This window comes from Sphingomonas sp. CFBP 8765 (assembly GCF_014841445.1).
Classification (GTDB): domain Bacteria; phylum Pseudomonadota; class Alphaproteobacteria; order Sphingomonadales; family Sphingomonadaceae; genus Sphingomonas; species Sphingomonas aerolata.
This window is the reverse complement of the sequence record NZ_JACYTY010000018.1, coordinates 1-12206: the sequence shown is the minus strand read 5'-3', so window position 1 is coordinate 12206 and position 12206 is coordinate 1. Positions and strand designations below refer to the sequence as shown.

Below are 12206 nucleotides of genomic sequence, written 5' to 3'. Positions count from 1 at the left end.
AGGTTCACCTAAACGGGTGGTTTACCGAAATCCACTTCACGATATCGACACATAACGAAGCAATGCGAAAGGCTGTAAAGGTGCTTGGGCTTGTTCCTCGGGCCTTTACTTTTGAGATGCCGGTAAAGGACATGACGAGGTCTTGACGGCAGAAAATGCCCGGCTTGGAAAGCCGGGCATTTTCGAGCTTAGCCGTTATCGAGCTTTGCGGTATTCCAATATTGCGTATTGGATATGTTAGGTTAAGGACAAAGGTATTAATCAGCAGCCTTTGCGAGCCTTACCACTGTTTCAGTGACGCATTGCGCTATCCCCTGCGAAATGCGGCAGTAAAAGATGATAGCTGCTCAGGCTGTTGACACTATTAAGCCCTGATGGGCTTACCGATAGGCCAGTAGCGCATGTGAACCCCCCGAGTTGAAAGTGTTTGTCTTTCGACAAGGGGACTTATGCAGGAACTCTATTTCGTAATTGTAATTCCATACGGTGAAAGGCGCATTAACCGCGACTGGCAGGTTTTTTTGACTCTCTGCTCGAGTGGTGATGTATCAAAGTCCCCGTAGCCGTCCGCATAAGCGGACCGTGCTGAGAGTAGGGGCAGACCACCCTCATCTTTACGCTAGAAGCGACGTTCCAGGCGATTGGCCTACGATATGGATGCCGGTCAGAACCTCCGCCTCGCCCTCACCTAGTTGCGACCCGAGTGTGCAATCGACTGAGGACCAATGGCCACAAGCTTGGAATTCGCTGCATTTAGCAGGCGTCTCGCCGGCATTTTGGCGCTTACTGAGTAAGCCCTACTTTGCCGCTTCTTCGGCACCACGGTCCGCTTGCTCTTTGACGCTGCGGATGTTGCCCGGCCGCGGATAACTTCGCGCGTTTTCCAAATGCCCGTGGCGGGGCGGGTCGTAGAGTTGCCGAGTGCCATCCTGGCAGGAGTGCTGTTGACACGCACGGTGTTGTAGTCCGCCTGCCATGCCTCGCTGATTCGTCCCGCCGTCGCCAGCGAGCAGGTGTTCGCTCAAACCCCCGGCGCGCAAAAGAGAATTGGACAATTTCACGAATTCATTCGTCGGTAGGTCAGTAATGCGCAGGAGGCTCTATATCTATGATGAGATCCAGAAGTTCACGGCGTACTTGATCAAGTTCGAGTGCCCCCTGGAGGTCTCCGCGCTCAATCTTGGCATCGACTTCGCGCTGGGCGACGAACGCAGCATCCACCCCGTACCGACTAACCATAGTGTGGGCCGCAGAGTGCGCCACAGGGAAGTTCGATCGGTGGGAGGCATTCATGCTGCACCTCATTGATAATCATCATCAATGCACAAGCGCTCGACGAATTTCTTCAAGACGATTGTTGATAAAACCTTATGGTAAAGAAGGTGTTAATGGCCACACGCGCTAGTTCGATCAAGCGAAAGCGCCCCGCGTGGCTGTGCGAAAAAACATGGCGAGGCGCTAAAAAGGTACGCGGTACTGAAGGCCATAGCCTCGGTTTTTGGCTACACGCTTGATAGTTGAATATTCGTAAAGCACCCCGCCCGCTTGTGTGACACGCTTGATGTCGCGAGCGGGATGCCGAGCTCTCACTGTCTTGGGTCAGCGGGCTCTTAGGTCTGCCTCGCAGAGAGCCGTCTACGTCGCAAGCGCATTTTAGAATTGCAATCTCGCGGTGATACAGGCCGTTTTTAACTCGAGCAAGAATTGCCACGTTGCTGCCTGCGCAGACCTGCCCGCCCCAAACGCCGATCCGTGGGTCTGAACAGTCTGCTCTACAGCTCCGGCAGGCGGACTGAGCGTTTCCGCGGTACAGCCAGAACGGCTGTTTCCCAAGTCGACGCAAAAACAGACAGCCGATGTCGTCGTGCATTATCGATAACCTGGCTCACGGCACGTGATGCCGTTGTCAGAACCCTAGATGTGTTCGCATAAATTGAGCGAAGCGAGGGGAAACGCCATAGCCGACTGAGGTTGCCAGTATGATAGCAATTGGGAGGCCCCAGACGACCGCAAGTACGCTGTACAGAATTATCATCTGAGAAAGATGGCAAAATTATCGTCTGTGACTAGCCCTAGTTCCGTTCCAAAAGCCTAAAATGTCTCGAACCTGATCAATGTCTACGACCTGCAAGCGTTTAGGTGCGGGGCATCCAGAGCCGGCACGTCTGGTCTCGGTCGATCCTGACACCGAAAACTTAAGCCGCTCTAGCTTGGCCCAAGTTACGAGACAGCAGGCCCAAACCGGTTCAAAGGCACTTTGAGAAACGCCGTCCCACATTCGTCGGCATCTGGCAGTCGGCCGCCACGTATGTTCACCTGAAGCGCGGTGAGCATCAGGTCGGGTAGTGGGAGCGATGCGTCGCGTTTCTCACGGGTTGCGACGAACTCGGCTTCGTCGATGCCATCGTGAACATGGATGTTGTCGCGACGCTGACGTCCGAAATCCACTTCTTTTACGACGCGAAACAAGCCACCATTGGCCTTGAATGTTTAAACGCTCCGTCGCGATACTTAGCGAAGCCGGAACGGAAACGGGGAGTGCTAGCCTCCCCGTTTCGCTTATGCCTCCTCGGTGACCTTCGTTGCGCGAGGTTTGCGGGGAGGCTTGGGGGAATCATCAGTAGCCTTTTCGGCTGTCTGACCAGGCTTACGCCCCAAACCTATCAACTTTGCCATGGTCCGCCGTGCTTCCGAGTACGAAGGTGCAACCATGGGATAATCAGCCTTCAGGTTGTAGCGTGCTCGATATTCCTCAGGCGTAAGGCCATTGCTCGCCAGATGGCGGCGTAATGTCCTGTATGGCTTGCCGTCGATCAAAGAAATGATGTGATCGGGCGACGCCAGCGACTTACGCACCGTGACAGCAGGCTCATAAGCTTGAGCAGCTTCTTCCGGGGCTACTGAAGTAGCTGCGCCTGACAGTTGAGCGACAGCGGCATGCATTGACCGCAAAAATGCAGGTACATCCTCCGCATTTGTGCGGGTGTTAGGATTGGCCAACCACGCAGCGGTCAGTTCAGCGGCCAACTCGACCGCGTTGATATCATCGTTCATTATAATCTCTGAATCTTTGTAGGGATGCATGCAACTAGGTTCTATCGCTCCGACTTTCAAGTCAAACAGATATGTAACGAGGAGGTGATCCGCTGAGAGCTTAAGAAGTTACCGTTTAATGGCCCATCTTGGGACGCTCCGCATCTAACGAGGCACCATCTGCGCGTCGTTTGGTGCCGTGATTACAACATATCACTTAGGATAAGCGACACAGCAGAGCCTATTCGCGATAGCGTTGTGCTCTTCCGACAGACTGCTTGATGCGACCGGATTAGGTCTTCGCTGGTGCGGTCCAGCCGATCCGGGCTAGAGTGCCGATTAGCGTCGAGCGAGGTACCTTGAACGTCCGACAGACAGACGCCTTACTAGCCTCACCGTCCAGTGCGGCTGTAATCCGTTCGAGGGTTTCGGTATCGATCATCAGCGGGTGGCCATTTTGGCGTCCGCGACGCTTTGCCGCAGCAAGTCCAACCATTACACGCTCGCGCGTCAGCGCGCGATTATACTGTGATGATGCATCGATATTAGCTTATATGAAAGCAATTCAATAGAATGTCTATTTGCCTTTCGCTAGTCTAGCTTCATGTGGAGATAACCGGAATCAAAGTTGGCTACCTCATGTAACTCGGCAATATTATGCAGCGTCAAGGTACGCTTCTGAAACTCCATTAACCCTTCATCGCGAAGCCGTCTAAGCATTCGGTTGACGTGAACCGGCGTAAGTCCAAGGGCATTGCCCAGTTGTTGCTGCGTAAGCGGCACAACGCAAGTCGAACCGCGCACGAGACCTAGACATGAGAGACGGGTATGCAACTCACACATCAGATGTGCGATGCGCCGATACGAATCCCGGTTGGCGATATTGACTAGCCACGACCGTAGCACTGCCGCATCAACAAGAGTCGTCTGCCAGAAGGCTCGCGCCACATTGGGGCGATCAAGCATTAGGGCTATCAGATGTTCGCGCCTTGCAGTGCCGATTGTCACCGGCGTTAAAGCGACTACGCCGTAATCCAACCGCCTTAGAAGCGTCGTTTCGCCGTTGCAGAAATCACCAGGCATCAGAAACGCTGTGGTTTGCCGCGATCCATCCACTAAGGTCACGCATTGGGCTGCCCATCCGTCGATCAAGACATGCAAATGCTCGGGTTGTTCACCTTCACGTAGAATATTTCCGCCTTTTTTGAAATGATGCGTGTCGCTGAAAAGCGCGAGCAGGCCTGATCGGTCATCGTCCGATAGGGCGGTAACCCGTTCCAGCTTTGTCATTAATTGGTCCATGCTTGCTGCAGATCTTAATCCAAGGCAACAAGCAAGCTGATTTATTGGGCTTGAAATCGGCAGCTTGATAGCCGAAGGCCACTACCGCGGTCATCAGCGTTAGGCGATAACCTCTTACGGCATCGGCTTCCTCGATAGCGGAGCATCTGCCTCCCTCTGCCTTATTGTCACCACGCGGTCAGATATGTAGAAAAGCGGTCGCAGTTACGACTGCGCGACAAACGTGTGCTTTATGCCAGCAAGCTCCCTGCAGGCGCGGGCTTTCGTCAAATCACAAACCTGATGGGGGATACCTCGTCACGGTTTTCAAAGGTCGTCACTGCGGTGGTGAAAAAGCCGGAAACTACCAAGCACGCGGCTGCCCACCGACCCGCTTAGCTGCGGCTGATTCTATTTCGTTTAAGTCGGCTTGCGTCAGAGCGCCGGTTGCGAGCATCTTTCGCATCAACTCGTCCAATAGGGCCGCAAGGAAGTGTATTTCACGTCGTTCTGAGCCCGTGTCTTCGCCCTCAGTGTTCACTTCCATGCGCCGTTCCTTGGTTCGCCGTGCACTTTAGACACGGCCATTAACGTCCGCCAGGCGAGCATGTTGCACACCCCGCGTCATAAATCCGGGCAAACGTTCTCGTCGCGGAAGGATCTACGTCACTCAAAACGTCGGACATAAATACGTGGTTTAGGAGTGTATCTGAGAAGTTCGACCTGTCGTCACTGACTGGTGCACGACAGAAGGATATCCTCCGACGACAGCCTCTTAATCGTCTCAAGACGCGATCGGCGATCCTGCCTGTGACGACTTACGTGTTTCTTCCGACAGGGCGTTCGATCATGTTTGCATCCTCCCGGATCATCAGCCGTCCGCTCGCGCCCGCGCAAACAGCCGTTTAAAGTCACTTGTCTCGATCGCTCCCATCGCCAGCATACGTCCGGCAAGATAGCCCGGGGTGCCGGTCAGACCGATCGAATAGGCCTCTTGACCGTTTGCACGTAGGCGCGCGGCGACGGCTTCTGCATGTAAAGCAAGCCACGTCGTCGCGCGCTGCCAGTCCCCTCCGGCACTGGTAACGACGTCTCGCAGCATGTCGTCGTCGATGATACGACCGTCGGTCATCAGTTGGCGATGAATGGCCGGATAGATCCCCTGTTCGGCACAGGCGAGCACGATGCTCGCAGCACGTTCGGACGGTGGACCGAAGATCGGCCAGTCCTTATAGACGACCCTAACCTTTCCATCGCGTTCCACCGCCTCGTCCAAAGCGTGGAAGGCATGACGGCAGGCGGGGCAGCGGTAATCGGTGAAGACGGCAAGCCGGAGCGTCGCATCGGCTGGACCTTGCTCGGGTGAATTTCCACTGGTCAGGATCAGGTCGGCGGTCGGCCCAACATCCCGACCGATTGGAGCCGTGCGACGCAGCACCTGCCCGACTGCCCAGCCAGCCACCACGACAGCCCCAAGCCCTACCGCCTGCCTCCGATTAAGTGGCTCTGGCATGTTCATCGCGTCCAAGGCTGGCCGAAAGCTGCTGAGACAAGATGGCGTAAAGTCGGCAGATCGATCGCGTCGTGTACCACCTGCATGCCGACGATCAACGATCGTGGCGCGTTCAAGTCAGCACCGCCTGTGATTGAAAAGACACAGCTGTCCCGAAATTAGACGTCATTAGGCAAACAGCGAATCTCAGCAATATATCGAATTGCGAGTCGTCATGATGTCCATTATACTTTTGTTAGGCATAAGGTGAAGGAGTTCGTCATGAAGCGTCTACTTTGTTCGACTATGGCATTCGTATCTGCTTTCGCGATGGCCCCAGCGGCTTATGCAATTGATTACACTCCGGGCGACCCGGAGTTCACGGTTAGCGGTGATATCACGAATGGTACCGTTTCGGCAGATTTCGGTCGTTCGGGCATCGGGATGGGCGCATTTCAAGATACCTTCAATTTCGTCATCGATCAGGCCGGTCTGGCTAGCGGTACGTTGAGCACGAACACCACGCGACTGACGAGCTCGACCGACCTCGACATACTGTCGGTCTTTATCAATGGCTTCGCAGCAACGAAGACCATTGTAGGCAATGCTGAATTTTTCGAGATCAACAACCTGGCTATTGCTTCGGGTGCGCCGAATCAGATCGTGGTGAACGGCATGTCGCGTGGCAACGGGTCCTATGCCGGCACAGCCACCTTTGAGCCTTCGGCAGTTCCCGAGGCAGGTACCTGGGCGATCATGTTGTTCGGTATTGGCGGGATCGGTGCATCGATGCGTGTTCGCCGTCGCCAGGCAAAGGTCGCATACGCCTAAACACATTTGATAGTTGGTCCCAGTGTCCATCTATTTTAAAACACCCGCCAATCTTTCGAGGTTGGCGGATGTTGCTATTTGAGATTTAGCAAGCTCGGGTCTACGCAATGAACGCCATTGATCGGTGAACTTTAAAGCGAGTCAGGCGGTACTGCGCTCAATGGTAAAAGACTTTAGATCGCAAACTCGTCTTTATGATCGATACGTGTTATTGAACAAAAAGTCTTGTATCGGCATACATCGGTTTACGACCACACACCGCCACCATCCTCGGTCTTGCACGAAGCGCGAGGCAGATTGGACTTCTCAGATTAATAAGTTATGCAGCCTACTGCCACCCTCAAGGCGAAGCTCACCTGCTGCGGCTTATCGCCTCTTGCGATGGTGTTCGGTTGATTTCGAAAGTGATTACCGTCGATCGGATTATCAATCTGATCGCGCTGCCCGATGGAAGCGCGCCCATGGCGCCTATACGTTTAGCGCCATTAGGGTCAGGACCTATTGATGTAAAAGGCGCGATCTGACTCATGCTAAGTGAGGAGAGCGTGGATAAGGGACCTGTACTGGCTGACAGATACGCAGATGGCGCGTCTGCAACCGTTCTTTATTAAGAGCATAGCAAGCCTCGGGTCGACAATCGTCGGGTGCTTGGCGACCGTAATTATGACGCCGATTGGTTCAGGGTCGCCCTGGAAGCCAAGGGCATCCAACTCTACATCCCGGACCGCAGATCGCGCAACGAGCCAATCAGATACGACAAGTGCCGCTACCGGTGTCGCAACCGCATCGAGACCTTGTTCGGCCGTCTGATGATTTGGCGCCGAGTGGCCAATCGCTACGGCCGCTGCCCGACCGCCTTGTTCTCTACTATCACGCTCGCGGCTACCGTCATCTTCTTGCTATGACCAATGGGTCCTCACCCTAAGCAAGACCGCCCAATCGCAAACCAATTCGCTTGTTGTTGACGCGAATCCAATATGGCCGGTCTTCCGCGATGCCTGCCGGCTTGCGTCACAAATTCAGATCTCTATTGACGCGAGATCGGGCGCAATCATGGACCGCGAACTTACCTTGCATTAACCGGGCAGTGCATAGGTTAGCGTATGAAATTCCCGCCAAACCGGATGTTGGTCCCTGCGCAGATCGTCGCTGCAACGTTTGGGCTTGTCGCGTTGACGATGTGGCCGCCAGCATCGGGCTCGATGCTTCTGGTGCCGCTCGGTTCAGATGACGGAGCAATCGTGCAGGGCGCGTTAGCGGGCGGTGCGGCGTTGCTCGGGGCCGGGCCGTTTCCGGGATCGCTGGTCGTCGTTGGTGATCGGGCCCGCATCGCCCCCCGGGTCGCATGGAATACCGTCATCATGGCCGCTCCGCCCGCAGGCTGTGGGGCAAATGGCGGCGCTGGGAGGCCAGTATGAACCGCATCACTTCACTAAAGCCAGCGTTTTCCTGGTTGGATCTCAGGGCCAAGCTCGGGGCCACCGTGGAAATGGGGCACGATGCCGGGCTCAACCCGCTCGACCGGTTGCGGCGTCGCGCTGTGCAAACATGGGCGTTGATCGGCTGGACCTCGTTGGGAGGGCTGCTGATAGGCAACGCCGTATTGGACGCGGGCACGGGTGTCCCGCTGCTGGTCATTGGCACCATCATCACGGCAGGGCCAACCGCGATGGCGCTCAGCGGGCGCTACGATGTCGAGGCCCGGACACTGATGGGATCGCTCGCCGCGGTGATACCGGCGATGCTCGTCTTCCTGCTCAAGGGGCATCCGTGGCAGATGGATGCGCACATGTATTTCTTCGTCGGAATGGCGGCACTGGTAATGTTGGCGGACTGGCGGCCGATCGCGCTGGCGACGGTGCTAACCGCGGTCCATCATCTCGCCCTCCAATGGTGGGCCCCGGAGTTTGTATTCACCGGCTCGGGCAATCTTGGCCGGGTGATCTTTCATGTCGTGGCGGTCGGGCTGCAATTTAGCGCATTGACGGTGCTGACGATCCAGCTCGAGCGGCTGTTCCAGTCGCAGAGTGCGGCGTTACGGCGGTCGCGCGAGTTGACCCAAGTGGCGGAGGATGGCCAGCGGCAGACAGAAGAAGCGATGCTTCAGGCGCGCACAGCGGAGGCGGTGGCGACGCGCGAACGCCGGCAGCGTGAAGAGCAGGCGGCACGGATCGCGAGCGAGCGGCGCGGCGAGCTGGTGGTACTAGCGAACGAGTTCGATCATTCCGTGACGTCAGTCGTGAAGAGCATCGGACAGGCGACCGAACGACTAGAGCATGCGGCAGTTCGGCTCGAGGACGTTACCAGCGACGCGACCCAGGATGCGGTTGAGGCAGCATCGGGCGCAGGTCGAGCAGCACGCGACATCGCGCATGTCGCGTCATCGATCCGCGACCTGTCGGAATCGATCCGGACGATCGCGATTGCAGCCGACCAGCAATCGGAACTGACCGTGGTGGCGAGCCTGGAAGCGCATCGCAGCGTGCAGACGGTCGCGATGCTTGAGGATCACGCGGTCCAGATCGAAGTCATTCTCGACGACATTCGAGAGCTAGCGAACAAGACCAATTTGCTGGCCCTGAACGCGACGATCGAGGCGGCACGGGCGGGCGACGCGGGGCGCGGGTTCGCGGTCGTTGCGGGCGAAGTAAAAGGCTTGTCGGCGGATACCAAGCAGGCAAGCAATCGGATCAGCATGCTGCTTACCGGAATTCGCGAGGGCGTGGCAGATACAGGCGAGAAGCTGCGTAGCGTCAATACCGCGATCGGCCAGGTCTCAGTCGCGGCATCGGGAATCGCGACCGCAGTCGGCGAGCAGCGCTTCACGGCGCAGGAGGTGGATGCGGGTGCAGCGCGAGCGGTCGGCGCCGCGAAGGAAATCGGCACCCGGATCGACGGCGTGGCGGAAGCTGCAGGGTCTGCCGCCCTATTGTCGGCGTCGGTACGGGGCAGCGCCAGCGATCTGGCGGCGAGCGCGCGAAATTTGCGGTCATCGACCGACCTTTTCGTCTCGTTCCTTCAAGCGGACGATGCTGCGGCAGCGTAGTGCCAAGTCGGCCCCATCTCCGTGGGATGCCCGCACGAAGACGCGCATGGTAGGAGAGTGCATGCTCAAGACAAAAATGAAGCGGATCACCGATCGTGGTGATCGCGCCGTTGAACGCCTTGCCAAGATCGAGACGTCCATAACAAGCCTTGCCGACAACGATCTGCTCGACCTGGCCGACATCTTCAAAGCCGAGCCTCGCACGCCGATCGGCGATTTGGCGTTCTTGGAAATGGCTCGGCGGAATATCAGCCTTTGACCGCAGCCTGACCAGGCCGAGCCGAAACAATAGGCCAACCCTAATGTTAACCAACTGGCAGGCGTTACACGTCAACGGCTTGCCGCATTCCAGATTCAACCTGACTCATACGCGTTGCCTTGACATGGCTGTCGAGCATCTTCGCTTTATGAGCAAGATCATCACGCACGCCTGCGGGCATGAGCAAATTCACTATCTCGCCGGCTTCGCAAGCCAGCAAGAGCGGAAAGCCCGCTGGCTAGAGACGACTAAGTGCACTACCTGCTTTCTTGCAACCAAACAGGCTGAACAAGCGGAAGCGGCGGTTCGTGACGGTGCAGCCATAGCGCACCTTGATCTTCCATCGCTCACTGGCAGCGATCGTCAGGTCGCATGGGCATCAACCCTTCGAGCTAGCCGCTTTTGCAAGCTTGTTGCCCAGCCGGTTACACAGAAAGACGGCTACCAGATCTGTGTCCTTATCACTGACGCAAAATGGTGGATCGATCACCGAGCCCTGACAGAGCACGAGCTGCTCAAAGAGGCCGAACGACGCGCAGTCGAAATGAGCGTTTCGGCGAGTTCTGATCCCAGTCTTACTTCCCCACAGGCGGTCTAACGGCCAGATCACAGTCCTGTCTCCGTACGAGCCCTGTAAAGTCGGCTTCGATAGTAGCCATGCCTTGAAGCCGTGCGCTTAAATATACCGTTGACCGTCTCGCACAATACCAAGCGAGTAAGATGTTATTTAAGGACGGCTCCGACCCATAATGTAAAAAGCGCGATCTGACTCAGGCTCCGTGAGAAGACCTGAGATGCGATCTGTACTGGCTGACGGACGAGCAGATGGCGCACCTGCGGTCATTTCCTTGGGAGCCAGGGCAAGCCGCAAGTTGCCGACCGGCAGGTATTGAGCAGTATCGTTTTCGTGAACCGCAATGAGCCTAGCTAGCGTGATGCGTTCAGCAACTAAGGCCTACACAGAACGCTCTACAATTGCTGGAACCGTGAGGTGAGATGGGTGTGCTCCATAGCATAATGGACGGCTTGGTTGCCGTTGATGCCGACCCAAAGACGTCGCTAAAGGCGCACCGCACGGCATCGAGCCTGCCGGTTAAAAAGGGGATCTTGGGCGCTTGATCGGTCTCACCAAAGCCTGCCCTAAGCTTGTCGAAGGGGCGGTATGAACACGAAGCTCCACGCCATGACCGACGTAAACGGCAGTCCGCTCACTTTCTTCATGACCGCTGGACAGTTCAGCGACTACATCGGTGCAGCTGCGTTACTGGACGATTTACGCAAGGCACAATGGCTGCACGGCGGTTGCGGCTACAACGCTGGCTTGCTCAGGGCTGCCTTCTGGCCAAGAGCATACAGCCGTGCATTCTAGGTTGGAAGCTCCGGCTCGAGCTTATTAACTACGACAAGCGCCGCAGCCGTATTGAGATCGTGTTCGGACGGCTGAAGGTCTGGTGCTGCGTTGTGACCCGCTAGGATAATTGTCCAGCAGTCTTCTTATCCGCCGTCACATTCGCTGTCACCATCATCTTCCGGCTTTGATCGACGCACACTGGACTAGACTCATCGAGCGATGGTTTGCACTTCCAAGATCGCTAAGTTTATAGAGTCAAAGCAACGCGTTCACCCCGTCTAGAAACCGCGCCAGGGTTATTGGCTTCGAGATATAAGATTGCGCACCAGCTGCTCGGATTCGCTCTTCATCGTCGGGGCCGGCATAAGCTGTCACGGCCATTATCGGAATTGTCTGCAGGTTCTTGTCACTCACGATCTCGCGGATCAGCTCGTAGCCGGAGACGTACGGCATCTGAATGTCCATAATAATCAAATCAGGGTGAAATTCACGAATCCGGATTAGGGCTTCGCGACCGTCACGTACCGGCTCGACAACAAACTCATGCGCCTGCAATAAGTCGCAGAATAGTTTCAAGTTAAGCTCGTTGTCTTCAACAATTAGTACCCGTTTGTCCATCACGTCACTTATTTTTCTATTGATGACAACGTCCGGCAAATGCGAAAGCCCGTTACTTTGGTATAAGTTATAAGAATATTGCTCTCTTTTTTCGAGAGTTAATGATACAGCCCTGGTCTAATGTTGTGCCATAATGGAGCAACAGCGTATTCTGCTTTTTAACCACCTTAATTTTTCGGCGGCCTTCCAGGGCTGTCTCCACTCTTGTTTATAGGCGGCGCCACAAAGCGTGAGGTGGCCCCCTAAATGACCTGACAGGGCCCCGCTCTTAGATAAGAGTGAGGCATATGACTGA

Annotated in this window: 9 protein-coding genes and 2 pseudogenes; 6 read left to right on the top strand and 5 right to left on the bottom strand. The window is 55.9% G+C overall.

Going from position 1 to position 12206, the window contains the following annotated elements:
* Window positions 1–2220: 2220 nt before the first annotated feature.
* From IFT87_RS19895 to IFT87_RS19880, 4 genes are all read right to left on the bottom strand, one after another.
* Window positions 2221–2469 (bottom strand): hypothetical protein, encoded by a 249-nt coding sequence (locus tag IFT87_RS19895; RefSeq protein ID WP_249403488.1) that lies wholly within the window; start codon window positions 2467–2469, stop codon window positions 2221–2223.
* Between the two features lie 90 nt (window positions 2470–2559).
* The gene (locus tag IFT87_RS19890) at window positions 2560–3084 is read right to left on the bottom strand and encodes a MucR family transcriptional regulator (protein ID WP_249403487.1); all 525 of its coding nucleotides are present in this window, start codon (window positions 3082–3084) and stop codon (window positions 2560–2562) included.
* A 540-nt stretch (window positions 3085–3624) separates the two neighbouring features.
* On the bottom strand, window positions 3625–4323 hold the full coding sequence (locus IFT87_RS19885) for a Crp/Fnr family transcriptional regulator (protein ID WP_192191720.1): 699 nt from the start codon (window positions 4321–4323) through the stop codon (window positions 3625–3627).
* A gap of 862 nt (window positions 4324–5185) precedes the next feature.
* Window positions 5186–5833: a DsbA family protein gene (locus IFT87_RS19880; RefSeq protein ID WP_249403489.1), complete on the bottom strand. Its 648-nt coding sequence runs from the start codon at window positions 5831–5833 to the stop codon at window positions 5186–5188.
* Window positions 5834–6088: 255 nt separating this feature from the next.
* Between IFT87_RS19880 and IFT87_RS19875 the strand changes: the two genes are divergently transcribed.
* The 6 genes and pseudogenes from IFT87_RS19875 (at window position 6089) to IFT87_RS19850 (ending at window position 11481) form a co-directional block, all read left to right on the top strand.
* A complete protein-coding gene (locus tag IFT87_RS19875) occupies window positions 6089–6637 on the top strand; it encodes an FxDxF family PEP-CTERM protein (protein ID WP_156360512.1) in 549 nt (182 codons plus the stop codon).
* 644 nt (window positions 6638–7281) lie between these two features.
* Window positions 7282–7542, top strand: a pseudogene (locus IFT87_RS19870) (transposase); the annotation flags it as partial.
* A gap of 509 nt (window positions 7543–8051) precedes the next feature.
* Entirely contained in the window at window positions 8052–9683 is a 1632-nt protein-coding gene (locus IFT87_RS19865) for a methyl-accepting chemotaxis protein (RefSeq protein ID WP_244651600.1), read from the top strand.
* A 61-nt stretch (window positions 9684–9744) separates the two neighbouring features.
* Window positions 9745–9942 (top strand): hypothetical protein, encoded by a 198-nt coding sequence (locus tag IFT87_RS19860; protein ID WP_244649306.1) that lies wholly within the window; start codon window positions 9745–9747, stop codon window positions 9940–9942.
* A 148-nt stretch (window positions 9943–10090) separates the two neighbouring features.
* Window positions 10091–10540 carry a hypothetical protein gene (locus IFT87_RS19855; protein ID WP_192191718.1) on the top strand — a complete coding sequence of 150 codons (450 nt, stop codon included), beginning with the start codon at window positions 10091–10093 and terminating at the stop codon, window positions 10538–10540.
* 227 nt (window positions 10541–10767) lie between these two features.
* Window positions 10768–11481: pseudogene (locus tag IFT87_RS19850) on the top strand (IS5 family transposase).
* Between the two features lie 67 nt (window positions 11482–11548).
* Here IFT87_RS19850 and IFT87_RS19845 read toward each other — a convergent pair.
* The gene (locus IFT87_RS19845; protein ID WP_192191721.1) at window positions 11549–11911 is read right to left on the bottom strand and encodes a response regulator; all 363 of its coding nucleotides are present in this window, start codon (window positions 11909–11911) and stop codon (window positions 11549–11551) included.
* Between the last annotated feature and the right edge of the window lie 295 nt (window positions 11912–12206).

Bases quoted from the DNA above. Each gene is read 5' to 3' on its own strand.
- IFT87_RS19875 (WP_156360512.1), top strand. From the start codon at position 6,089: ATGAAGCGTCTACTTTGTTCGACTATGGCATTCGTATCTGCTTTCGCG.
- IFT87_RS19860 (WP_244649306.1), top strand. From the start codon at position 9,745: ATGCTCAAGACAAAAATGAAGCGGATCACCGATCGTGGTGATCGCGCC.
- IFT87_RS19865 (WP_244651600.1), top strand. From the start codon at position 8,052: ATGAACCGCATCACTTCACTAAAGCCAGCGTTTTCCTGGTTGGATCTC.
- IFT87_RS19890 (WP_249403487.1), bottom strand. From the start codon at position 3,084: ATGCATCCCTACAAAGATTCAGAGATTATAATGAACGATGATATCAAC.
- IFT87_RS19880 (WP_249403489.1), bottom strand. From the start codon at position 5,833: ATGAACATGCCAGAGCCACTTAATCGGAGGCAGGCGGTAGGGCTTGGG.
- IFT87_RS19855 (WP_192191718.1), top strand. From the start codon at position 10,091: ATGAGCAAGATCATCACGCACGCCTGCGGGCATGAGCAAATTCACTAT.
- IFT87_RS19885 (WP_192191720.1), bottom strand. From the start codon at position 4,323: ATGACAAAGCTGGAACGGGTTACCGCCCTATCGGACGATGACCGATCA.
- IFT87_RS19845 (WP_192191721.1), bottom strand. From the start codon at position 11,911: ATGGACAAACGGGTACTAATTGTTGAAGACAACGAGCTTAACTTGAAA.